26 protein-coding genes and 1 pseudogene are annotated in these 21004 nt (G+C 60.6%); 10 read left to right on the plus strand and 17 right to left on the minus strand.

Features of this window, described 5'->3' with window-relative positions:
• Positions 1-14 precede the first annotated feature (14 nt).
• The 4 genes from ABSG20_RS08420 to ABSG20_RS08435 form a co-directional block, all read right to left on the minus strand.
• Entirely contained in the window at positions 15-392 is a 378-nt protein-coding gene (locus ABSG20_RS08420; RefSeq protein WP_423864037.1) for an antitoxin Xre/MbcA/ParS toxin-binding domain-containing protein, read from the minus strand.
• Between the two features lie 491 nt (positions 393-883).
• On the minus strand, positions 884-1204 hold the full coding sequence (locus tag ABSG20_RS08425; protein WP_423864038.1) for an HNH endonuclease: 321 nt from the start codon (positions 1202-1204) through the stop codon (positions 884-886).
• 153 nt (positions 1205-1357) lie between these two features.
• Complete coding sequence (locus ABSG20_RS08430) at positions 1358-1795, minus strand: hypothetical protein (protein WP_423864039.1); 438 nt, start codon at positions 1793-1795, stop codon at positions 1358-1360.
• Positions 1796-1843: 48 nt separating this feature from the next.
• Entirely contained in the window at positions 1844-3151 is a 1308-nt protein-coding gene (locus tag ABSG20_RS08435) for an MFS transporter (protein WP_423864040.1), read from the minus strand.
• Positions 3152-3915: 764 nt separating this feature from the next.
• Between ABSG20_RS08435 and ABSG20_RS08440 the strand changes: the two genes are divergently transcribed.
• The 4 genes from ABSG20_RS08440 (at position 3916) to ABSG20_RS08455 (ending at position 6163) form a co-directional block, all read left to right on the plus strand.
• The gene (locus tag ABSG20_RS08440; protein ID WP_423864041.1) at positions 3916-4302 is read left to right on the plus strand and encodes a hypothetical protein; all 387 of its coding nucleotides are present in this window, start codon (positions 3916-3918) and stop codon (positions 4300-4302) included.
• Positions 4299-4784, plus strand: a complete 486-nt coding sequence (locus ABSG20_RS08445) for a hypothetical protein (RefSeq protein WP_423864042.1) — start codon at positions 4299-4301, stop codon at positions 4782-4784. The genes ABSG20_RS08440 and ABSG20_RS08445 overlap by 4 nt, the downstream gene beginning before the upstream one ends.
• 547 nt (positions 4785-5331) lie before the next feature.
• The gene (locus tag ABSG20_RS08450; RefSeq protein ID WP_423864043.1) at positions 5332-5616 is read left to right on the plus strand and encodes a hypothetical protein; all 285 of its coding nucleotides are present in this window, start codon (positions 5332-5334) and stop codon (positions 5614-5616) included.
• 346 nt (positions 5617-5962) lie between these two features.
• Positions 5963-6163, plus strand: coding sequence for a hypothetical protein (locus tag ABSG20_RS08455; protein ID WP_423864044.1), 201 nt, complete (start codon positions 5963-5965; stop codon positions 6161-6163).
• A gap of 727 nt (positions 6164-6890) precedes the next feature.
• On the opposite strand, the gene ABSG20_RS08460 is transcribed toward ABSG20_RS08455, so the two are convergent.
• Positions 6891-7127: a PilZ domain-containing protein gene (locus ABSG20_RS08460; protein ID WP_423864061.1), complete on the minus strand. Its 237-nt coding sequence runs from the start codon at positions 7125-7127 to the stop codon at positions 6891-6893.
• 180 nt (positions 7128-7307) lie between these two features.
• Between ABSG20_RS08460 and ABSG20_RS08465 the strand changes: the two genes are divergently transcribed.
• Positions 7308-7610, plus strand: a complete 303-nt coding sequence (locus ABSG20_RS08465) for a hypothetical protein (protein ID WP_423864045.1) — start codon at positions 7308-7310, stop codon at positions 7608-7610.
• Between the two features lie 109 nt (positions 7611-7719).
• Here ABSG20_RS08465 and ABSG20_RS08470 read toward each other — a convergent pair whose 3' ends face one another.
• From ABSG20_RS08470 to ABSG20_RS08490, 5 genes are all read right to left on the minus strand, one after another.
• A complete protein-coding gene (locus ABSG20_RS08470; protein WP_423864046.1) occupies positions 7720-8598 on the minus strand; it encodes an ABC transporter permease in 879 nt (292 codons plus the stop codon).
• A gap of 1 nt (position 8599) precedes the next feature.
• Complete coding sequence (locus tag ABSG20_RS08475) at positions 8600-9481, minus strand: ABC transporter permease (RefSeq protein WP_423864047.1); 882 nt, start codon at positions 9479-9481, stop codon at positions 8600-8602.
• 107 nt (positions 9482-9588) lie between these two features.
• Positions 9589-10881, minus strand: a complete 1293-nt coding sequence (locus tag ABSG20_RS08480; protein WP_423864048.1) for an ABC transporter substrate-binding protein — start codon at positions 10879-10881, stop codon at positions 9589-9591.
• Between the two features lie 17 nt (positions 10882-10898).
• Entirely contained in the window at positions 10899-11933 is a 1035-nt protein-coding gene (locus ABSG20_RS08485) for an ABC transporter ATP-binding protein (RefSeq protein ID WP_423864049.1), read from the minus strand.
• A 616-nt stretch (positions 11934-12549) separates the two neighbouring features.
• Positions 12550-12807 (minus strand): hypothetical protein, encoded by a 258-nt coding sequence (locus ABSG20_RS08490; protein ID WP_423864050.1) that lies wholly within the window; start codon positions 12805-12807, stop codon positions 12550-12552.
• 386 nt (positions 12808-13193) lie between these two features.
• Here ABSG20_RS08490 and ABSG20_RS08495 point away from each other — a divergent pair.
• Positions 13194-13298, plus strand: a pseudogene (locus tag ABSG20_RS08495) (ABC transporter permease); the annotation flags it as partial.
• Between the two features lie 16 nt (positions 13299-13314).
• Here the strand turns inward: ABSG20_RS08495 and ABSG20_RS08500 are convergent.
• The gene (locus tag ABSG20_RS08500) at positions 13315-13641 is read right to left on the minus strand and encodes a hypothetical protein (RefSeq protein WP_423864051.1); all 327 of its coding nucleotides are present in this window, start codon (positions 13639-13641) and stop codon (positions 13315-13317) included.
• Positions 13642-14465: 824 nt separating this feature from the next.
• On the opposite strand from ABSG20_RS08500, the gene ABSG20_RS08505 reads away from it, so the two are divergent.
• Together ABSG20_RS08505 and ABSG20_RS08510 are read left to right on the plus strand one after the other, a co-directional pair.
• Positions 14466-15056: a formyltransferase family protein gene (locus ABSG20_RS08505; RefSeq protein WP_423864052.1), complete on the plus strand. Its 591-nt coding sequence runs from the start codon at positions 14466-14468 to the stop codon at positions 15054-15056.
• 156 nt (positions 15057-15212) lie between these two features.
• Positions 15213-15776, plus strand: a complete 564-nt coding sequence (locus ABSG20_RS08510) for a hypothetical protein (protein ID WP_423864053.1) — start codon at positions 15213-15215, stop codon at positions 15774-15776.
• A gap of 40 nt (positions 15777-15816) precedes the next feature.
• On the opposite strand, the gene ABSG20_RS08515 is transcribed toward ABSG20_RS08510, so the two are convergent.
• Positions 15817-15975, minus strand: coding sequence for a hypothetical protein (locus ABSG20_RS08515; RefSeq protein ID WP_423864062.1), 159 nt, complete (start codon positions 15973-15975; stop codon positions 15817-15819).
• 278 nt (positions 15976-16253) lie between these two features.
• On the opposite strand from ABSG20_RS08515, the gene ABSG20_RS08520 reads away from it, so the two are divergent.
• Positions 16254-17675 (plus strand): caspase family protein, encoded by a 1422-nt coding sequence (locus ABSG20_RS08520; RefSeq protein ID WP_423864054.1) that lies wholly within the window; start codon positions 16254-16256, stop codon positions 17673-17675.
• A 104-nt stretch (positions 17676-17779) separates the two neighbouring features.
• Here ABSG20_RS08520 and ABSG20_RS08525 read toward each other — a convergent pair whose 3' ends face one another.
• Positions 17780-18019 carry a BrnA antitoxin family protein gene (locus ABSG20_RS08525; protein WP_423864055.1) on the minus strand — a complete coding sequence of 80 codons (240 nt, stop codon included), beginning with the start codon at positions 18017-18019 and terminating at the stop codon, positions 17780-17782.
• A gap of 34 nt (positions 18020-18053) precedes the next feature.
• Positions 18054-19031, minus strand: a complete 978-nt coding sequence (cysK, locus tag ABSG20_RS08530; RefSeq protein WP_423864056.1) for a cysteine synthase A — start codon at positions 19029-19031, stop codon at positions 18054-18056.
• Positions 19032-19253: 222 nt separating this feature from the next.
• Between cysK and ABSG20_RS08535 the strand changes: the two genes are divergently transcribed.
• Positions 19254-19466: a hypothetical protein gene (locus tag ABSG20_RS08535; RefSeq protein ID WP_423864057.1), complete on the plus strand. Its 213-nt coding sequence runs from the start codon at positions 19254-19256 to the stop codon at positions 19464-19466.
• A gap of 173 nt (positions 19467-19639) precedes the next feature.
• Here the strand turns inward: ABSG20_RS08535 and ABSG20_RS08540 are convergent, their stop codons facing one another.
• The 3 genes from ABSG20_RS08540 to ABSG20_RS08550 form a co-directional block, all read right to left on the minus strand.
• Positions 19640-19777, minus strand: a complete 138-nt coding sequence (locus ABSG20_RS08540; protein WP_423864058.1) for a hypothetical protein — start codon at positions 19775-19777, stop codon at positions 19640-19642.
• A gap of 62 nt (positions 19778-19839) precedes the next feature.
• On the minus strand, positions 19840-20640 hold the full coding sequence (locus ABSG20_RS08545) for a hypothetical protein (protein ID WP_423864059.1): 801 nt from the start codon (positions 20638-20640) through the stop codon (positions 19840-19842).
• A gap of 92 nt (positions 20641-20732) precedes the next feature.
• Positions 20733-21004, minus strand: a 272-nt coding sequence (locus ABSG20_RS08550) for a trypsin-like serine protease (protein WP_423864060.1), incomplete at its 5' end; no start/stop codon positions are given.

The raw sequence follows: 21004 nt of genomic DNA on the forward strand, positions 1-21004 counted from the left end.
TCAAAGCGGCGGCGCTAGATGATAGCTCTGCGAGCGTCCAAATATCCGATGACATTCATCAATCCTGACACCGACTGAACCATCTCGATCGGAAGTCCATCCAGGGCGACGTTTGGACCGGAAAGCCATTTCGACGATACTTCGTCGTCTCCCCCCGTAAGTGCATCCAAAGATCGGTATAGACGAATGAAGAGTACTGCAAGTTGCAACGGCTTCTGGCCCGGTTCGAGGGTATAGTCACCCTTTTTCATTCGAGAGATGGTCGCCTCGGAGACGCCGATTATTCCCGCGAGAGATTTGTTGCTCAGCCTCAGCTTGTGCGCTGCGCGGAGCAGCGCTTTCGCGACCAAATCTGAATCCGGTGCTGCAACCTGTGTCTGTGGTATCGCCATTGCGCTAAAACCCTCCGGGCCCCCAAAGGTTTCACGTGAAACTTTAGCTGGCTTTTCATGCTCTTGAAAGCACTAAATTTTGCTATAGCAAAACTGTCAATCAATAATTTCTCCAGATGAACCAAGGTTCCCCTTGGGGATTGGCGGTCGCAAGGGCTTTCGATATTGGGAGCCCAACGAACCAACCGTCGGCATGCGGTCGTCCGCCGACCCCGGCACATGCTGTCTTAGCAACCATAAGATGTAAGATGTGAGGAGAGATGAGCGCCGATTGTCTCGTCAGCTGCTTGCATGAAATTCCGCCGTCGAGATGTGACCAGGCTGACGCGCCGTCGATCATTCAGCCTCAACGATCGCAGCGTCGAACTATCGCCGTCGAGTTCGTGCCGAAATCGAAGGGAAAGACATGAACGACAACGACCCAATATATCGGACGATCAGTTTTCAAGCATTTGACGACGTCCGCTCACATTTACTATGTGGTTATGCTGCTACTGCCTTAGCCACCACCGCTTTTGGCCTCCACCGCTTCTGCGGCGCGGCGGCGATGATTCAGCCTCAACGATCGCAGCGACGATGGTGGCCCGCCGATCGCCTTCCCTTTCGAGCTTATACAGCCATGCCAACAGCGAGCGGCCTCGTTTGTCGCTGTTGCAGCGATCGCAGACCAGCACCTTGTTGCGCCTCCACAGCTTGCCGCCCTGGTGCCGGGGCCGGATATGGTCGCGGGTCGGGGCATCCATCGGCTCGCCGCAGTAGCGGCAGGGCGTGCCGATAGCCGCGACGAGTTCTTTGCGACGAACCTCACGCATTAAGGCTCATACCTCCCATCTCATCCGCACAACAGCGTGCGAGTTCAGTAAAACTTGACCACTGACGTTCAGGATAGCGCTTCCTATCTGGGCGTCAACTTGAAGGAGCTGGGTTACGTTGATTCTCCACATTACTTAGCGGCCGTCCGCTAGCTAGGATCGCTCGCTGCCGGGCTGCGGCGGCTGGGGATTTTTTGCGGGATTGGTATCGTACTTGGAGATTCGCGAAATGAGCCCGGTGGCCGCGAGCGGTTGCAAGTCTGCCTCCAACGCGTCCGCAATCTCCTTGGCATAGACTTCCCGTTCGTCCACATAGAGCGTAAACGATTTCAGATATTTTTCCTTCTTCGCCGGATCCTCGATCGTCGTCCTGGTCCATGCGTAGAGCGGATAATTCTCGATGCCGCGCTCTTCTGCCGCGGCGACATACTCCGAAAAAGCGTCGAACTGGCATTTCGGCGCGGCGCCATGCCTGACAAGGATATCGAACAGCGGCGCCAGCGCCTGATCACGGACGCTTCGGCGGACCGCTTCCGCGATAGCGGAATTGGTCACATCGAATCTAACCTGATACTGCCACTGGGAAGTCACGTGCTACTCCGATCGCTCCCGATTTGGCCCATTTGCGAACGCAGATCCTCAGCTGACTGATACCAGCGCGGGGTCGGCCGTGACCATCGAAGCCCTGCTGCGCGGCAGGACAAAGTGGATGATCGCAGTCGCAATCATGTAGACGCTGGCGCAGGCGAAGAACACGACGGTGTAGTTGTTGCCGGTTGCATCGAGCACACGACCGATGGCCGCGGCGGAAAAGGCTCCCGCCAGGGAGCTGATGCCGCCGCCCAGCCCGACTGCAGAAGCCACCGCGCCGCGAGGCATGGTGTCCGATACCAGAGTGAACAGATTGGCGGAAAATCCCTGATGCGCTGCCATGGCGATGCCGATCAGAACAACGGCGGCCCACATGCTGTCCAACTGCGGCGCCAGAAACACCGGCAAGGTGCAGGCTGCGCAGACGAGCAGCGTGATCTTGCGGGCGGGGAACACATCCATGCCGCGCCTGATCAGGGTGGAAGAGACCCAACCGCCGGCGATCGAGCCGACGTCGGTGAGCAGATAGATCACGACGAGCGGCAACCCCACGGCAAACAGCGACACATGAAACTTGGTATTGAGGAAACTCGGCACCCAATTGTTGTAGAACCACCAGGCTGGATTGGTCAGCACGGCGCCGACAATGTAGACCCAGGTGCCGGGATAGGTCAGCAACTTCGCCCAGGGGACTTTTTTCGCCGCGAGTTCCGGGTCGCGGTTGATATAGGCGAGTTCGCTCGGGGACACGCGGGGGTGTTCGGCGGGGCTGCGGTAACTCATCAGCCAGTACACCACCCAAACCAGCCCGACCGCGCCCGTGACGTAGAAGGCGGCTTGCCAGCCGGACAGGCTGACAACCAGGGCACCGATCAGCGGCGCCAGCATCGCGCCGATATTGCTTCCGCTGTTGAATATACCGGTGGCCAATGCACGATCGCGCACGGGAAACCAGGTGGCAACCGTCTTGATGCAGGTCGGGAAGTTGCCGCCTTCGCCGAGGCCGAGCACGATGCGAGCGAAGATGAAGCCGGTGACGGAGGCGACCATGCCGTGCGCGGTGGAAGCAAGGCACCACAGGATCGCGGCAGCGGCAAGGCCGAGGCGGATGCCGATCTTGTCGGTGAGCCAGCCCATTCCGGCGTAGCCGATCGCATAGGCAATGGAAAAGAAGAAGATGATGTTGCCGAAATCGGTTTCGCTGAAATGCAGGTCGTTCTGTATCGTCGGCTTCAGCACGCCGAGGATGTTGCGGTCCATATAGTTGATGGTGGTGATGACAAACAACAACGCGCAAATAACCCAGCGGTAGTGAGTGGTAGCCTTGGTGACGGCTAACAGGTTTGACTCTATCATCTGGACCCTCCCGGCATCAACTCCATGACCCCGTCACCTGCGTATGAGCTATCAAGAACAACAACACCGCAAAGCGCCTCTGAAAGAGCTCGCAATTCCTGGAAAAGAAGGTGAGCGACATGGCAGCCTGCTTCGGACGACCCTTACCGCTCGCAACCTGCCGAAGATCCGTGGCCGTGGCATAGCGGCTTCTGTCCGGCGGCAGGCCGGGCGAGCAGCCGGCGGCTACTGGCGATGCTTCGCTTTCATCTCTCCCGGGATTCCCACGCAAGTGGTCGATCCGTCGGTCTCTCTCGCAGCGGTGCTGCAGGGAACGGCTCCAACTGTCTTTGTGGAGCCGTCCGGGGCCGGTACGTCCAAGCCCGGACCGCCAGTGTCCACCTGCGGCAGCGGGCCTGTGGAGTATGGGGTTGGCGGCGTGCCGGCGGGCGCATATGCCCCGGTATAACCCTTGGGCGGATCGGTCTGTGCAAACGCGACCGCCGCTAAAACTCCGAAGGCTGCCGCTACGGGAAGAGAGATTGCTCGCATGAAACCCTCCTGAACATGAAACGGTCGAAGATTGTTCTGTTCTCTGTGTCCTGCGTGTCCTGTCTGCCGAGTCTGCCGAGTTGAACCTGTTCCCCCGTTGTCGAAACGGACCGTGGCGAACGGTGGCTGAGCGCGGTCGGAAACGACGGTTGCCGCGCGCGCTGCCTCGTCACGCTCGCAGATGGCGGAACCCATATCACGAACCTTCCGAAGGCTGAGCACAGCGCTAGGGAATGTCAAGCGGCGATGCCGGCCTTGATCCTGGTCGAGGCGCATCCCCGCTCTTCGCCATGAGCCCAGCCCGCCATCGCACCCCGCACAGGATCTCCTTCGCCGAGATGGGCGACTGCAGCCCGCCCACACCGTTGATCGCGGCGTTCGACCTTCCCGTCGGGCTGCTACCGTGGTATCAGGGAATCATGAAAAAGCAAACCGTGGTTCCACGAAAAAAGCGCGGCCCGCCTGCCACCGGCAAAGGGGAGCCGGTCGTCGTCCGCATGCATCCCCCTATGCTGACCGGGCTCGACGGATGGATCGCAAAACAGAAACAACCGTTTCCATCGCGCCCAGAAGCGGTGCGCCGCCTGGTCGAAATTGGGCTGAAGGCGAAAGCGAAATGACCGCCCGACCCGCTGCGCCCAAGGCTGGAGATTATTCCATTGTTCCTGGCTCCCTGGGCCCTCGCCGCGATTTTCGCATCAGCGTGGGCCTGCGCGAGGGCTGGGACGCCGAGGGCCGTGTCTTCGACGTTTCGGAGGCCGTGCGCACGGCCCGTAGTTGGATGAAACGCCGGGTTGAGGCGGGCCAGCCCGCCCTGTCCGGCATGTTCACCCGTGCGGAAGTCACCTATGCGTGGCCCCGCCCGGATGGCACGGTTGGCTCGGACCGCGAACCGGTGGCACTGTTCACTGGCGAAGCTGTCCACGCCTATCTCGGTCATCTGTCCGACGAGACAATCGAGGCGATGCTAAACGAGCTGTCGATTGAACTTGGCGCCGCGCTCGGGCAGGAGCGAATCTATGTAGCATTCGCCGAGCGGACCTGGATTTTGGATGCCGGAGAACGTCATGCGCAGCCCGGAGGACCGTTGCATCGGGCATAGGGGCTTTCAAGCGCTAGTCGCCGCTTCGCATTTCCCCATCGGCGGGGCTGCTGCCTTACTTAGGCACCACCGTGACAATCCACTGCGTTGGATTGCTCGACTTAACTTCCATTACCGAACGGACCATTCCCGTGACCGGCAATCCATTTAGTATCACCGTCGCCTTTGCGCCTCGGTATTGGGCATAGCGACCACGCCGGGCCTCTATGGGATCGGTAATCTCGATAGTTTGCATGCACCACCAATGGTCGCAGTACGCGAAACGGTTCCGCGACAACGCGCAAGATATAGAGCAAACGTTAACAATGATTCCGGCCCGGATCGACGGGTTTTGTGCGCGAGTCGCGTGCCGACGCCGGCTTCGAGAAGTGACGCGCTCAGGAGGCCTGGACGGCGAAGATATATCGTCGCTTCGATCGCGGCGAGCGCATGCCGTAGGACCGGAAACCGGTGGCAGCACGAACGCCCGGAATGCTGGCTCCGTAATTTACATCCTGAAATTGATGCGCTAAGCAAGCGCTTGTCAGGATAGGGTGGAAGCATTCGCATGGGGCTGCGGCGGATAATCCAGGAACGCGACTTTTTTGTCTTGGGTCGTATCCTCGGGGACTGGCTGCGGGGCTGGAGCGAGAAAGACTGCGGAAGATTGAGCCAAAGACTTTACGACCCGGCAGCCTATAGCGGCGGCATCCTCAGGATCACCAAACGCGAGGCCCGAGCCTTGCCCGAACTCAATCGTCGAGCGCTCGAAGGTTCCGACAGAGCAATGCTTTACCCGTTCCTCGCCTGGGTGGAGGGGCGCGGGCTGCAGTGGCTGATGAAGGCCGCTTGAGCGCAACGGACAGGCCTCGCAAACGTGCCGGCGGTGCGTCGAGCCAATCAAATGCATGGTCTCGGCGTAATTGATCGGCGTCAGCGCGCTCGCCAGCGTGCCGCGGCGGTGGACGAAAAAGCCGCCCGGGCATGACTCCGTGCGGCTTGATGCGCGACTGCCGGTTTACCAGTTCCGCCGCTGGCTTGATAACCAGCGGGTGGCGCAGAGGTTCCTTGCCCCAAGAGCAAAGATTCGGCCAAGCTGCCAATCCGAACAGGCCTGGATGAGGGTATTTTTGCGGAACGATCCGCGGCACTGGGTCTTACCTCCTACCCAACAGCTCGAACCACCCTGAGAAGGCCCGATGAATATTCTCCCCGTTGACCGCGCGCTGATCATATACAGCGCCCTCGCCGACCGTTCCGAGGCAAAGGGAGCCCGTAAGCGGCTTTCCGAGCATCTGATGAAAATGTACATTGAGGGCGAGAAGGACGAGCACCGCCTGACGGTGGAAGGGCTGTCGTACCTTCGTCATCTCGATCGGGAAAGCGACTCGCGAAGCTAGTTAACCGCCCGGTATCATTCCTTCAGGGTTTTCCGCTGTATCAGCAAGGAGTTGCGCCGCGTGATTCGCGCCTTCGCGACGCCGATTGCTTGCGCCCTTGTCGGTTTTTGCTCCGGTTTTGGCGCCTGCTTGACGCTTCCGACACTTGGCATCATCGGCAACCCTTGGGTGGGCGTTGTCGAAGCGTGCTCGACAGGTTGCGTTGGCATTGGGCCGGTGGTCGGATCGTCTTTGGGCATAAGGGATAACCAGGTCACGCCCATTTGGTTCAAAGCGACAGCAAAACCCGCCGGCGTGAACCGGCGGGCTCGTCTTGAATCCAGGTCAGTCTCTGTTTGCAGCGCGAGATCAATAAGTTCGGGCGCATGACCCCTAACCGCTTGGCGGCAGTGGGCGCCCGCCCCGCCGTTCGCTGACGTGTTTCTCCGGCGGGAATATCCGCTCGTAGATCGCGCGGGCCTCCTGAATGAGACGGGCTCGCTCGAGGTCATGCTTCGGGATCAATCGAACAATGTCGCCCACGTGCTCTCCAATGCGGGAAATTCAGAGGAAGAATTCCGCCGATGACCGCCTGCTTCAGCACCGATGCGAATATCGTGCCAGGCAATCCGGCCGGTCGATTGTTGAAATCCTTGAAATGATCAATCTCGATCAGGAGAACGCTGAGCGGCTCTCCGTTCTCCGTAGCGAAGCCCCGTGGAACTACGGAAGCAACATGCCGCCGGCCTTAGTCGAACGCCACGCCGATCCGCTTTTGCTTGCGCCAGATGATATGGCATGGCCGCTTCAGTTTTTCGGACAAAACAATGAGTGTGAAGCGATCAGGAATGTAGAGCGGAGTCACAACTTCAAGCGCTGCCCCGGCCTCTGAAAGATTGCGCACGGTACAGTCAAATACGCCGCCGCCGAACTCGATGGTTCCGGTCTTCAGGACACGATGACGTGCGATTCGATCTGGGCCCATGGCAGCATCATAGGCCGGATCGGTGCCCAAGGCCTATCCCTTTGCGCCTGATGCCGCCGCGCATTCCCGGGTTTGGCCCACTGGATCCGCGCAAGGCGCGGGACCGGAACACCGCGCCCTCTTTATCACCGGTGAATGATGCATTACGATCGGCAAATTGGACTGGCCGGGAGAGGCCAAATGAGAGCCATGGCTGCGATCCTATTGCTGGTGACGCTTGCGGCCTGGACTGACACGCGCGGCGTGATCCGCATCGAGCAGGCTGCCGCGGGGAAACCCTATGACTTTGTGGTCCATGTCCGCAACATTCCGGACATCGGGTATAATCCGCTGGTGAGCGAAGACCGCCGCCGCATGGCGCTTGGCCTGTTGAAAAGGCAGTGCCCCACGGGACGCGTCGTCGGGGAAGACAAGATCATCACCGAGATCTGGGGAATTACCAGCAGTCCGCCGGACTATGTGGTGCTGGTCAGGTGCACGTGAAACCGTAGCCTTTTTGGCGACCCTGTTGGTCGGGCCTGATCGGGACATCAGCGAGAACGCGTCTTGTGGCTGCGAGCGGCCCGAACAGAGGCGCCAAGGCCGGCTACGGCTACACCATCCCCTTGCCGGCGTCCGACCCGTGGCGCCGCTGTCGAGCCCGGAGTACGAGAATGATGACCAGCGCCGAGAAAATAACCAGAAAGGAAACGCCGCTGGTGATTGTTCCCAACGCGTAAATGTCCGGTTTGGTGACGGTTGTGGTCAGGCCCTGCAATTCAAGCGGAAGGGTATTCACCGAACCGATGGCCTGGCTCGAACGCGCGAGTTCGTCCCATGACAGGGTAAAGCCGAACAGGCCAATGCCCACAACTGATGGCAGGATGATCGGCAGCACGACATAGCGGAAGGTTTGCCACGGGGTTGCGCCAAGATCACGCGCTGCCTCTTCGAGCCGGCCATCGAACCGGTTGAAGATCGCAAACATGATCAAAAGGCCAAACGGAAGCGTCCAGGTCAGATGGGCACCGAGGCCTGAAGTGAACAGCCCCATCGCGGTCGTCCACCCCTCCGCACCATGCTTGATCATGACATCGTCGAACAGCCGGAATTCGAGCGCGATGCCGAGCGAGGTGATAATCGAGGGCATGATCAAACTGGCGATCGCCGCGTAGAACAACACCGAAGCGCCTGGGAACGGTTTGCGAAAGGCCATGCCGGCCGAGACCGACAGCACCACCGTCAGCACCATGACGACGAGCCCGAGCTCGAGCGAGCGCTTGAAGGCGGCACCGATGTCCACGATGCCGGTGCCGGAAAAGACCTTGCCGAACCAGGTCAGGGAGAGGCCGTTCATCGGGAACGTCAGGCCGCCGTCAGGCCCCTGAAACGACAGAACATAGATCGCAAACATCGGCCCATACAGAAACAGCACATAGGCGATGAAGAACGCGGCGAGAAAATAGAATGACCGTGGCCTGCTCTCACCCATTTCACAGTTCCTTGCGGACATCGACGATCCGCGTCAGCGAGGAAATGATCAGAATCGTGATGCCAAGCAGGATCACCGCATTGGCCGCGGCCGCCGGAAATTGCAGGGCGTTGAGGCGGGCTTCGATGATCTTTCCGGCGGATGCGATCTGCTGGCCACCCATCACGCCGATGGTCACGAAATCACCCATCACAATCGTGATCACAAAGATCGAGCCAATGACGATGCCGGGTTTGGCCAGGGGGATGACGATATTCACCAGGGTCTGCCACCCCGAGGCCCCGGAATCATAGGCGGCTTCGATCAACCGCTTGTCGATGCGAATCATCGAATTGAAGATCGGCACCACCATGAAGAAAGTGAACAGGTGGACGAGGGCCAGCACGACGGAAAATTCGGAAAACAACAGCCACTCCAATGGCTGCTTGATCAAACCCGCGCCCTCGAGCCCCTTGTTGACCAGGCCGTTGCGGCCAAGCAGCGGAATCCACGCGATCATGCGGATCACATTCGAGGTCCAGAACGGGATGGTGCAGAGCAGCGTGAGCACGATCTGCCACGTCTTCGACCTGACATGGAAGGCCAGGAAATAGGCTACCGTGAAGCCGATCAGAAGCGTCAGGCTCCATGTCAGCAGGCATAATTTCAAGGTCTTCAGATAGGTCTTAAGGATCGTGCACAGGTCCGGAAGATCAGCGATGCACCCTTCGAACGTATCGGTGTAGCCGCGCAGGCTGAACGCCGGGATCATCTCGTATTCATTGTAGTCCCAGGCGCTGACGATGGCGACAAGGACCAGCGGCAAGATAAAGAACAGCGCGAACACCAGCATCATCGGCGCGGCCTGCAGCCACGAAACAAGGGATCTGCGATCTTGCATCATGGCGAGGCCGATCTCGGGTCAGGCAGGCGCGTATCTTGGCGGCACGATTCGTATCCTGGCAGGAAGACCTGCCGCGCCCTCAAGGCGCGACAAGTCTTGAGACGCGGTCAAGCGGCGATAAACTCGTTCCACTTGCGGACCATGTAATCGTTCTCGTCCATGACGGCGTTCCAGCAGGCCACCGCGCCCATGCGGTCGTCATAGGAGCCGCCGTCGCGGACGGCGCCGGCTTTCTCGAGAACGGTGCCGTCCGGTGCCTTGATGTCGCCAACGGCGGGCTTGCCTTCCATCCAGTATCCCCATTCGTCGGCCGACATGTTGGCCTTGGCGGTGGAGAGAACGGCGGAATAATAGCCCTGGCGATTGAGATAAGCGCCGGCCCAGCCCGAGAGATACCAGTTGACGAATTCATAGGCCCAATCAAGCTTGGGTCCTGAAACGGCTTTCGAGACGCAGAAGCCCGAAGCCCATGAGCGATAGCCTTCCTTGAGCGGCTGGAACGTGCATGCAATTCCCATCGAGCGCACCTTGGTGACCGCGGGCGACCACATCGACTGGATGACGGTTTCGCCTGAAGCCATCAGGTTGACGGACTCGTTGAAATCCTTCCAGAAGGCGCGGAACTGGCCGGCGTGCTTGGCTTCCGTCATGATCTTCATGGTGAGATCGATCTCAGCCTTTGTCATGTTGCCCTTGTCTTCATATTTGTGCTGGCCGGTGGCTTCGACAACCATCGCGGCATCCATGATGCCGATCGAGGGGATGTTGAGTATCGCGGCCTTGCCCTTGAATTCAGGGTTGAGCAGTTCGGCCCACGAATTGATCGGCCGCTTGATCAGGTCCGGCCGAATGCCGAGCGTATCGGCATTGTAGACGGTCGGGATCAGGGTGATATATTCGGTCGGGGTGGCCGAGAATTTCTTGGAATTCTCCCCTTCAAGATAAAGCACCTTCCAGGGTGCCGTGCCTTGGCCGCCGATCTTCTTGCCGTTCGGCAACTGGCCCTTGGTAAAGACCGGGGTGATGTTGTCGAATTCCTTGATCTTCTTGGCATCGAGCGCGTAAATATTGCCCGACGGCACCAGCTTTTTCAGTGAAAAATATTCCGTATCGAGCACGTCGAATGAATTCGGCTGGGTGATGACGCGTTTGGTCACATCGTCGGTCGTTGCAGTGATGTATTCGATCTTGATGCCCGTATCTTCCAGACATTTCTTCGAGATGTCGTCGCCTTCGTTCACCGCGGTGCCGAGATAGCGCAGAACCTTCGGCTCGGCGGCGCGGATGTAGGGAAACCCGGTAATGGCGCCCGAGCCCACTGCCGCGCCGGCCACTCCGGCAGCGCCCTTGAGAAGCGTGCGACGGTCGACGCTTCCATTCATTTTCAAGCGATCGGTCATGGTCATCTCCTTAAAAGTCAGGCCGCTTTGTCAGGCGTCTCGACGGTTGCAAAACTGCGTTTGTTCAGTTGGCTCGCAAGCGCGGGGTCCCAGGTGGCGATCACGCGCTCGCCAACGCTGTAGCCGCCCGCGTCAAACTCGCTTTCCGTGAGTTGGGCCGAAATGTCGGCGCCTCCCTCGGCCGCGATCGCGACAAGGACATAGGTTCCCTGGTATTCGACTTCGCTGACGGTGCCCGCGATCGAGGGGCCGTCGACGGCTGCGCCGGGAGTTTTCAGCGTGAGACGATCGCTGCGAACGGCGAATGTCTCGTCGCCAACGGTGATGACGTTGTGGCCACCGATGAACTTGGCCGTGAATTCGGTCCGGGGATGGTTGAAGATTTCGCGCGGAGTGCCGAGCTGCTCGATCCGTCCCGCATTCATCAGAACCACGATATTGGCCAGCGCCATCGCCTCATCCTGGCCGTGCGTAACATGGATGAACGTGATGCCGAGTTCGCGCTGCAGCTTCTTCAACTCGGCGCGCATGCGCACCCGCAAGAATGGATCAAGCGCCGAAAGTGGTTCGTCCAGCAACAGGATCTGAGGAGAGGTGATCAGGGCCCGTGCAAGCGCCACGCGTTGCTGCTGGCCGCCGGACAGCTGCGCCGGCAGTCGCGCCGCATAAGCCTGCATGTCGACGAGTTCGAGCAGCTTTTTGGCTTCGGCATGGCGCTCCGCCTTGGCGACGCCTCGCATCTTCAGGGCAAAGGCCACATTGTCGATGACCGAAAGATGCGGAAACAGCGCATAGGACTGGAACATCATCGCGGTGTTGCGTCCGGCAGGCGGCAGATCGGTGACATTTTTCGGCCCGACGATGATATCGCCTGAGGTCGCCGACTCATGGCCCGCGATCATGCGCAAGGTGGATGTCTTGCCGCAGCCGGACGGTCCGAGCAGGCAGCAATAGGAGCCCGCCGGGATCTTGAGATTGATCGCGTCAACGGCGGTGACATGGCCGTACATCTTCGTCAATTGCACCAGTTCGAGCGCTGCTGTAGCCGTCATACGCATCCAGTCGGGTTACCGGTCGGGGCGCCTGCGGCGCTCCGGAACTCGGGGCAGGAGATCAGTATAAATGCAACGGGTATGCCAAGGCGGGAATGGATCGATCGTACCGTCGGCCTGAAATTATTCAACGCATTTTGGCGCTCGTCCGGCGATCCCGTTGGGCGGCGCCCGGAAGCCAACCCTCGAAACCTCGCCAACGCCGCTCCCAGGAAGCGCGGCGGCGCCAAAAGCCTACGCGCCCGATATGTCGTCCCTGTCCTTCTGTGAGCCAATCCTGCTACCTAGTGGCGCCCTGCGCTCGCGGACCCGCGGCGCTGGCCAAGGCGCCGCGTACGGCGGGTTCGCCCAGGCACATCCGCCAAGGATCGCTCAGACAGGACGCTTGGCCTGTTTTGCCTTAACACCAATTGGTCCGATGGATCGGTGCCCGGCCAGGTCGGGAAAAACTCGGGGCGACCAAAATCGATTCGACCCGGCCCTCGATCGCCCTAAGATTGAGCAATCGTCTCAATATTGAGGCACATCGTGATGCGGCCCGCGGCCTGAATTGGGCGTCGCCACCGTTGCCCGCGGCGCGGGTGAGCCTGGCTAAGCGGGGAACCGAGGCGATCTCTCAGCCTTGTCCGTCGCCAAGGCCGTATTCCTGATAAATGGTCAGCGGATCGATGTCGGGAAACAACCGGCACTTGGCCTGGGCGAGGTGCAGGTTGACGGTTCCGGGTTGGCAGCCAGCGGCCAAAAGCTTCCTGATATCATCCATCTGCGCGCGCGGTTGATGTTTTGGTGGAAGCTGCTCCAGCGCGATCAGGGCCGTCGCCAGGGCTTCGGTGGTGACCCATTCGTCGTGGCCCGTGATTCCCTTTCTTGGCATTCGGAAGCGTCCTCCCCAACTTGCCAGACCTGCGAAGGCTCCCCGGCCCTCACCGATCACCGTCCGGATGCACCCTCACTGGATTTCGCGCCCCTTCGGCGTCATTACAGCGGGCATTCCCCAGCAATGCTACCAGCATTTGAGGCCCGGAAGGGATCGGCGTCCCCCCACGCATCGATTGCCTCGATGGCCCCTACCGGAGAATGATTTGCCGCCAAACGCGATTGCAAGCTTTCCGCAGCATATCCACAGCATATCCACAGCCAAAAAAAGCGAGATTAAGAGCCGGGTTCAGGGACTTGCCGCGCACGTATCCACATGCGTCCTTTTCCGAACTAATCTCGGCGGTCGCCGGCTGGCCCGCGCCGATCTCGTTGGCGGCCGTCGCCGGCGGCTTTCTGTTCTCCGCCGCCGTGGGGATCTTCTTCGGCTATTACCCCGCGCGGAAGGCCGCCAGCCTCGATCCGATCGAGGCCCTGCGCTGCGAGTAAATCTGCTGAATGTTCCTCATTCGCAGATTTCAACCCGGCGGATGCGCCAGCCGTGCCGGGTGTGAATCCGCTGCCGGACGATGCTGCAACCATCGTCATCATAGTAGCCGTCATAATAGCCGTAGGGGTATCCGTACGGCCCGTAAAACCCGAATCCGCCACCGCGGAAGCCGCCACCGCGGAAGCCGCCGCCGTGGAAGCCGCCGCCGCCGTGAAAACCTCCGCCGCCGCCTCCGCGGCCGCCACCACCGCCACCACCACCACCGCGGGCTGACACGATTGACGGCAGCGCGAGGCTGGCTACCACCAGGGCGAACACGACGATGATCGTTTTATACAACATGACGATTTCTCTCCCCAGATATTCAATTGGAGGGCCTGCTTGAATGATTCATACTTGCCCGGCGTCTCACGGATGTTGATGCGAATCAAGCCTGCCGCGCTGCTCCCGATCCAAGGGCCCGCCGCCCAGGCTCCGGCCGACAAGAGCGGAAGAGCGGTCGTCGCCCCAGATTGCGGCAGAGTGCCGAATTCCCGTCACGTCCTCGCCATCGTGTGGCCACTGCGCAGGCGCGGCCAAGGCCGCTTCCATCACCTGCGCTCTCGCCGCCGCATCCGTCCCGCCCTCACCGAGGTGGCCGGATCGTCCTGCGCCGCTTGACCCGGAACTTCCGGCCGCAACAGCTGTTGCATAAAGTCATCATTGGGCCTGCAAAAATCGGCGTCCGTCGAAATCCTTTTGACTGTGTAGCGAGCCCTGCGGTTAGGTCTCCGCGTTCGGCTCTAGATAAGGATCTGATCCATGTTAGTCACCGCGATTTTCGGTTTCATCAGCGCCGGAATCTTTCTCGCCCACGCCGTCGACGGCTACCGGTCGCGCTAGCGGGCACGCGTTCCCTTCGGATCATTTGGAGGGCGCCAATCCCTGAATGAGCCTTCGCGCTGCCGCGCCGGTCGCCGTTCGTTCGGCGGGTTCCGAAGTGTCTTGTAGACCCCCGACCACGGAGATTGCCTGCTCAGATACCGCCAGAGTCCCCTAAAAGGTGTGGATCAAGCCAGGCAGCCGCTATTAGGGCCTCGCACTTTCCGCCGTCCATGGCATTCAAGTCCGCGGCACGGGCTTGCGATCCCCGGGGGGATCGCCGAACCAACGACGGAACAGCCACCATGCGGATCACCCTTGTCGGCTCCCGCCATTTCGGCGTGACCACACTGAACATGCTTCGCCAGCACGGCGCCGATGTCATCCGGGTTGTCGTTGCCGATGCCGAAGACCGACTGGCCGCGGCGGCCCGGACCGCCGGCATCGAGGTCAAGGTTCAGGCCGATCCCAGGCTCGTGGTGGCCGCAGAGATCGCCGAAGCGACCGATCTGATCGTGACCGCCCACAGCCATGCCCGCATCGCCAAGGAGGCGCTGGCGGCGGCCAGGCTTGGAGGCATCGGCTATCACCCATCGCTGTTGCCCCGGCACCGCGGCATCGCGGCGGTGGAATGGACGATCCGCGAAGGCGATCCGATCGCGGGCGGCACCGTGTATCATCTCGCCGACCGCATGGATGCCGGCGCGATCGCGGCCCAGGAATGGTGCTTCGTCAAAAAGGGCGAAACCGCGCGCGAACTCTGGGAGCGCGCGCTGGCGCCGCTTGGCCACAAGCTGCTTGGCGAAGTCGTCGATTATGCCATGACCCACGACAGCCTGCCGGCGAAACCGCAGGATGAGCAATTCGCCACCAACGCGCCGAGCCTTGCGAAGTGACCCGGACGGACGCGCGCCGTTCTCGGCTCCGGGTGGTCCGAAATTCGTTCCCAAACAGCATCCGGGTGTTGCGTTCAAGGGTCTTGTTCGTATCTCAATCCGCTGCGCATTATGCTAATGATCAACTACGTGGCAACTCCGGGTCGGGGAAATGGAATGGGGCATCTGCGGCCATACCGTATAGCGGTCGATGGGAGGCGTCGCGCCGATAGTGCGGGCCGAACGGCTGGTACCCGCGCTGCGATCAGCCGGCTGATATTTGCCGGCGCCACGCTGTTGCTGGCGTGCCTCAGCGGCTCCGCATGCTCGGCGCAATCGGGGCCGTTCGCGGGCATGGCCGGCAACTGGGCCGGCGCCGGTACGGTGACGCTTGATGATGGTTCGACCGAGCGAATTCGATGCCGCGCTTCCTATGCGGTCGGGGACGGCGGCAATGGCCTCAATCAGAGCCTGACCTGCGCCAGCGACAGTTACAGATTCAACCTCGCCAGCAATGTCCTCGCCGATGGTGGATCGCTTTCGGGAACCTGGAGCGAAAGCACCCGGAACCTCAGTGGAAACCTGGAGGGACGCGGTGGCAATGGCAATTTTCAAGTGGTCGCCAGCGCCCCCGGCTTTACCGCGAACCTGACCTTGACGACGCGCGGCAACCGGCAGTCCGTCATGATCAGATCCGATAGCGCATTCAGGGCCGCCTCTATCTCACTGTCCCGCTACTAGCGGTCGATGCTGCCAGGCCGGCCAGGCGCGCCAGCTCCGGCTAACTTGCCTTGGGGGCCGCCAGGCGAGCGGCGGTCGCTTTCATGGTCTTTGCGATCAGCAGCGCCTGTTCCTTGGTGAGGGCAAAATCCGCAGTGCCTTTCCGGGTGGTTAACGAAAGCACCATGATTTCGATTGAATTCACCATGCCAACCGGCAATCTTCTGCACCTGAGATCGTCACAACCGGCTGCCGCACGCCTCGGTACCCGATAGCCCTTCGATATGCCCGGTCCGGTGAATTTCGATTGGCGATTTATACCGGCGCTTGTGATCCAAATCACGCAAGTGCGCGCGGATATTTCATACCGTCAGCGCGTCGCTCGGGCGTTGGGCAGGGTCTGATTTTTGTGGCGCGAAGCATGGGCATTGTGTGTAACCTCTGCCGAGACGTTACCGCCGGACCGCCGGGATTTTCGATTCCACCAGGGGATTCCAGATGCGCTATCTTACCGTTGCTCTCTCGCTGATCTGCATGTTGTTGGCAGCGCAAGCGGCCAAGGCCGACAAGCGCGTCGCCTTTGTCGTCGGCAATGGCGCCTACCGGAATGTGGCCCAGCTTCCCAATCCCCCGATCGATGCCAAGGCAATGGCGTCGGTGCTCCGCAATGTCGGCTTCGATGTCGTCGAAGGCACCGATCTGGCACGCGATGCGATGACCGAGCGGCTGCTCGAATTCGGCAAGAAGGCACAGGGCGCCGACATCGCGGTGTTTTTCTACGCCGGCCACGGCATCGCCATCGGCGGCACCAATTATCTGCTGCCGATCGACGCCGACATCAAATCGGAGATGGACGTCAAGCTCGGCGCCGCGATCAATATCGATCTCACGCTCGACCAGACCATGAGCGACGCCAAGGTCAAGCTGGTGTTCCTCGACGCCTGCCGCGACAATCCGTTCGCCGCCAAGATCAAGTCGAACTCCGCGACCCGCAGCGTATCGGTGCAGACAGGCCTTGCGGAAATGAAATCCGGTGAAGGCACCCTGATTGCATTCGCGACAGGTCCGGGGCAGACCGCGCTCGACGGCCAGGAAGGCACCAATAGTCCGTTCACGCGCGCCCTGATCGCCCATATCACTGAGCCCGGCGTCGAGATCCAACAGGCAATGACCGAGGTCCGCGCCCAGGTCAACGACGAGACCAACAAGGGACAGCTGCCCTGGGGACACACCAACCTGATCGGGTCGGTCTATCTGAATCCGGTTGCGGCCCCCGCGGCCAATGCCGCCGCGGCGCCGTCCGGTCCCGCCGCTGTCGCCACAAGCTCCGGCACGTCGGACGTCGAACTCGAGTTCTGGCGCTCGGTCAAGGAGTCGAACAAGCCGGAAGAACTCAACGCCTATCTGACCACCTATCCCAACGGCCAGTTCAAGTCCCTGGCGCTGGCGCGGATCGCCGCCCTCGAGAACGGGCCGTCGACGACAACCCGCAATCTGACCACCGGTATCGATCCCGCGACCTTTACCGAAGATGCCAACCAGACCACGGAAGACCAGATCGGCCTGGAAAAGGGCCAGCGCCGCGACGTGCAGCGTCGGCTCAACGGCCTCGGTTTCGATACCAAGGTCACCGGCAAGTTCGATGACGCGACCCGCGCGGTGATTACGCGCTGGCAGGCCGCGCGCGGCTACCCCAAGACCGGCTTCCTCAACAAGCTCCAGCACAAGGCGCTGCTGGCCGAAATCGTCGCCACGACGCAAACCAGTGCCAGCGACGATTCCGACGACAAGCCGGCCCGCCATCGCCACAGTGGTGGCGGGGGCGGAGGCGGACGCAACTACGGAGGCGGTGGCGGAGGCCTCGCCGGACCCGGCGCCTTCATCGGAGGCATGATGGGCGGCATGTTCGGACGACGCTGATCGCCCGATCCGATAACGTTGAAATATCAGCCTCTGCAAAAAGCCCGGTTGCACTACCGGCCTTGTTTGTCTTGCCCGCGCCGGGACGGCTCCGATTTCCGACTTTATTTTCCGGCCGCCTTTCGCAATGCGTCATTGATGCGTTCCTGCCAGCCCGGTCCGCCCTCCCGGAAGTGTTCGAGAACATCCTGATCGATCCGCAGCGAGACCAGTTCCTTGACGCCCGGCAGCGCTACCTGCTTCGGCGGCGCTTCCGGAACCTTGGTCGTGGTCTTCTTGAATGCGGCTTCGGCTTCGGTCCGGGCATCGTTCAGCGTCCGCGGCCGCCGTGGGGGCTGAGACATCGGCTTCTTTCCTTTTCCTTACTACGCCCGTCAATCAAATTCCTTCGAACAGCGCGGTCGACAGATAGCGCTCCGAGAACGAAGGCACGATCGCAACAATGGTCTTGCCGGCGCTTTCCGGCCGCTGGCCGATCTGCAGGGCGGCAGCGATCGCAGCGCCCGAGGAAATGCCGCCGGGAATACCTTCGATACGCGCCAGCGCGCGCGACGTTTCGATCGCGCTCGCGCTGTTGATTTTGACGATCTCGTCGATCACGGAGCGGTCGAGGATTTCGGGAACAAAGCCGGCACCGATGCCCTGGATCTTGTGCGGGGAATGCTGCCCGCCCGACAGCACCGGGCTTTCCTCCGGTTCCACGGCGACGACACGCAGCGAAGGCTTGCGCGGCTTCAGGACCTGTCCGACACCGGTGATGGTGCCGCCGGTGCCGACACCGGCGACGAAGTAATCGATGTTGCCGCCGGTATCGTTCCAGATTTCTTCCGCCGTGGTGCGGCGGTGAATTTCCGGATTGGCGAGGTTCTTGAACTGCTGCGGCATGACGGCATTGGGCGTCGTCCGCACCAGCTCTTCGGCGGTCGCAATCGAGCCCTTCATGCCCTGGGCCGCCGGTGTCAGGACGATTTCGGCGCCGAGGAATGCCAGCATCTTGCGGCGCTCGATCGACATCGATTCCGGCATCACGAGTTTCAGCCGATAGCCGCGCGAGGCAGCGACGAACGCCAGCGCGATGCCGGTATTTCCCGATGTCGGTTCGATCAGGACGGTATCGGCATGGATCACACCGGCCTTTTCCATCGCGATGATCATCGCCGCGCCGATGCGGTCCTTCACGCTCGCTGCGGGATTGAAGTATTCCAGCTTGGCCAAAATCGTCGCGTGCGCGCCATGCTGCTGTGGCAATTTGCGCAAACGGACGATCGGCGTATCCCCGACCGCATCGACGATGCTGTCGAAAACCCGGCCACGGCCGGGCCTGTGCACTGCACTCGTGGCTGACGATGCATCCATGACGAACTCCTGTGGTGACAATGTGCTGCCAACTCTGCACTTCTCTCATTAGAGGCAGCCCGTGCCCGCGTGCAAGTCAGAATCCTGCATACAGTTTCGCTGCAATGCAAAAGTTTTAATCGGTCAAAAAACCTAAATCCAACGCATTTGTGTTGCGACATCGTCAAACAAATCAGACTATGCTAAAGTTGCTTTCAGATCGTAAACCGCAAGGAGGTCACGATGCCAGCACTTGCTGAAATCCCGACCGTCGCGCCTCACCCCGATCCGCGCGGGTGCGATCTGCCGACCTGCCCGGTTTGCGCGGATTCGATGGTGGCTGCGGAAGCCTCTGCGTATGTTTCCGAAAATGTCATCAGCTATCTCTGGACCTGCGACACCTGCGGTTATGGTTTCGTAACCAAGCATGCGCTGAGGCGATTTGCCTGTTGCTGAAGAGCCGATTGAGATCCATCACGTCAGTATCAGGCTCGTCGGTATCCTGGGCGTGAGCCCGGCGTCCCCGGGGATTTGCGCTTTGTGCGCTTTATACCCTCAATCCGACATGGTGCAGGCTGCAACGAATGCCGCGCAGCGGAGCCGATTTCCCCAGCGACGGCCAGGTCGATTTAGCCAAGATCGGCATTCGACGCCCGGAGCTTCGCTTGCACCCGTTCGACCGGCGATACTTTCGCAACGACATTGGCTACGGCGATCATCGCGGCTGCGAGACCGGCGGCTTGGCCGATGGCAATGGAGCTGGGCATCACGCCTGACAAATCACCGCCAATTTATCCAGCTCATCCCACCCGCAGGGTGGGATGCACAGTTACCTTATTCGCTCCGGTCGGACGATATCGTCTGGACGCGCAGGTTGGAGGGCTTGGTCGCCGGGATGACTCATGAGAACGGTTATCCGGCCTGGCCCGACCGTCTCCTGGCCTCGCCAGCAACCAAGGACCCAGCCGATCGGATATAGCCCCGGCTGGAGATCAAACCTGGCGGCATCAAATGTCCTCGAAGCATTACCTGGGTTTGAGGTCTCATAGTTCGAAACAATTGCGCGCGGCCCAAAACTGAGACGCGTGAGACAATCCGCGACTGGGCCGGGGGGTCTCTCAAAGCGAATGGATAGCGCGTAGGTTCCCGGCGAACTGATGACGAGTAAACCAGATCCAGCCCCAACGAATTTTGTGTCCTTGGGGCCTGCCGCGATGATCTGCGCCAAATCAATTGTCGACCCGTCGACGAAGAAGGCGCTCAAAGGCGTCGGCTTTATCTCAAGATTGAGCATCGGACCGAGCTCGACCGCGCGGATCGTCGCCTGCCAGCCCGCCTCATATCCGCTTAACCTGCCATTCGAGCCAACCGGAGGGATCGGCCGTGCCGGCTGGACAGCCTGCGGTTCTCCCGTGGTGCTCCAGTTTACTGGAGCTTGGGGTGGCTTGCCCCAATCAGGTGGTTGCACGATCGGCGCCGGGAGCGCCCGGACCATGAGCCACCAAATGCCGGTCGCCACGCCGCAGCCGATCAGAGGGGCTGGTCCAAAGAGCAGGGCGACCCGATAGAAGCCGTCGCGGCTCCATAGACGGCGGTGGATAAAACCGAGCTTACTAAAGAACAGACTCATTTAAAACACGCTTCACCCTCACGAGATTTTACGAAATCCAAGTCCGGCAACGCCCCTCGATTAACGTTCGGCTTGTTCTGAAAAGATCTCCATCATTTTTCGCATATAATCAAAACGGAAATTGATTGTGCTTTCTCCGCAAGCTCGAAACCGTGAAGCGGATTGTCGCTTGCACCGGTCGAATAGGGGACGCCATGTGAGTCCAGAAATTCGGTCAACACATTTACCTTGATCGCAAAATTGACGTTCTGTGCGGCGCTTTTGGCGTGGCTTCCCAAATATGAAACGACAACGCCGATAACATTGCCACTCTGATCGACGACCGGTCCGCCGCTGTTGCCCGGTTGGATCGGCGCCGAAATCT

Origin of the sequence: Bradyrhizobium sp. (assembly GCF_049512235.1) — a bacterium.
In the GTDB taxonomy this organism is placed as follows: domain Bacteria; phylum Pseudomonadota; class Alphaproteobacteria; order Rhizobiales; family Xanthobacteraceae; genus Bradyrhizobium.

What these genes read in the sequence shown, in the direction of transcription:
- ABSG20_RS08420 (WP_423864037.1), bottom strand. Translation starts at nt 392, where the DNA reads ATGGCGATACCACAGACACAGGTTGCAGCACCGGATTCAGATTTGGTC.
- ABSG20_RS08425 (WP_423864038.1), bottom strand. Translation starts at nt 1,204, where the DNA reads ATGCGTGAGGTTCGTCGCAAAGAACTCGTCGCGGCTATCGGCACGCCC.
- ABSG20_RS08435 (WP_423864040.1), bottom strand. Translation starts at nt 3,151, where the DNA reads ATGATAGAGTCAAACCTGTTAGCCGTCACCAAGGCTACCACTCACTAC.
- ABSG20_RS08440 (WP_423864041.1), top strand. Translation starts at nt 3,916, where the DNA reads ATGTCAAGCGGCGATGCCGGCCTTGATCCTGGTCGAGGCGCATCCCCG.
- ABSG20_RS08445 (WP_423864042.1), top strand. Translation starts at nt 4,299, where the DNA reads ATGACCGCCCGACCCGCTGCGCCCAAGGCTGGAGATTATTCCATTGTT.
- ABSG20_RS08450 (WP_423864043.1), top strand. Translation starts at nt 5,332, where the DNA reads ATGGGGCTGCGGCGGATAATCCAGGAACGCGACTTTTTTGTCTTGGGT.
- ABSG20_RS08455 (WP_423864044.1), top strand. Translation starts at nt 5,963, where the DNA reads ATGAATATTCTCCCCGTTGACCGCGCGCTGATCATATACAGCGCCCTC.
- ABSG20_RS08460 (WP_423864061.1), bottom strand. Translation starts at nt 7,127, where the DNA reads ATGGGCCCAGATCGAATCGCACGTCATCGTGTCCTGAAGACCGGAACC.
- ABSG20_RS08465 (WP_423864045.1), top strand. Translation starts at nt 7,308, where the DNA reads ATGAGAGCCATGGCTGCGATCCTATTGCTGGTGACGCTTGCGGCCTGG.
- ABSG20_RS08470 (WP_423864046.1), bottom strand. Translation starts at nt 8,598, where the DNA reads ATGGGTGAGAGCAGGCCACGGTCATTCTATTTTCTCGCCGCGTTCTTC.
- ABSG20_RS08475 (WP_423864047.1), bottom strand. Translation starts at nt 9,481, where the DNA reads ATGATGCAAGATCGCAGATCCCTTGTTTCGTGGCTGCAGGCCGCGCCG.
- ABSG20_RS08480 (WP_423864048.1), bottom strand. Translation starts at nt 10,881, where the DNA reads ATGACCGATCGCTTGAAAATGAATGGAAGCGTCGACCGTCGCACGCTT.
- ABSG20_RS08485 (WP_423864049.1), bottom strand. Translation starts at nt 11,933, where the DNA reads ATGACGGCTACAGCAGCGCTCGAACTGGTGCAATTGACGAAGATGTAC.
- ABSG20_RS08490 (WP_423864050.1), bottom strand. Translation starts at nt 12,807, where the DNA reads ATGCCAAGAAAGGGAATCACGGGCCACGACGAATGGGTCACCACCGAA.
- ABSG20_RS08500 (WP_423864051.1), bottom strand. Translation starts at nt 13,641, where the DNA reads ATGTTGTATAAAACGATCATCGTCGTGTTCGCCCTGGTGGTAGCCAGC.
- ABSG20_RS08505 (WP_423864052.1), top strand. Translation starts at nt 14,466, where the DNA reads ATGCGGATCACCCTTGTCGGCTCCCGCCATTTCGGCGTGACCACACTG.
- ABSG20_RS08510 (WP_423864053.1), top strand. Translation starts at nt 15,213, where the DNA reads ATGGGGCATCTGCGGCCATACCGTATAGCGGTCGATGGGAGGCGTCGC.
- ABSG20_RS08520 (WP_423864054.1), top strand. Translation starts at nt 16,254, where the DNA reads ATGCGCTATCTTACCGTTGCTCTCTCGCTGATCTGCATGTTGTTGGCA.
- ABSG20_RS08525 (WP_423864055.1), bottom strand. Translation starts at nt 18,019, where the DNA reads ATGTCTCAGCCCCCACGGCGGCCGCGGACGCTGAACGATGCCCGGACC.
- cysK (WP_423864056.1), bottom strand. Translation starts at nt 19,031, where the DNA reads ATGGATGCATCGTCAGCCACGAGTGCAGTGCACAGGCCCGGCCGTGGC.
- ABSG20_RS08535 (WP_423864057.1), top strand. Translation starts at nt 19,254, where the DNA reads ATGCCAGCACTTGCTGAAATCCCGACCGTCGCGCCTCACCCCGATCCG.
- ABSG20_RS08540 (WP_423864058.1), bottom strand. Translation starts at nt 19,777, where the DNA reads ATGCCCAGCTCCATTGCCATCGGCCAAGCCGCCGGTCTCGCAGCCGCG.
- ABSG20_RS08545 (WP_423864059.1), bottom strand. Translation starts at nt 20,640, where the DNA reads ATGAGTCTGTTCTTTAGTAAGCTCGGTTTTATCCACCGCCGTCTATGG.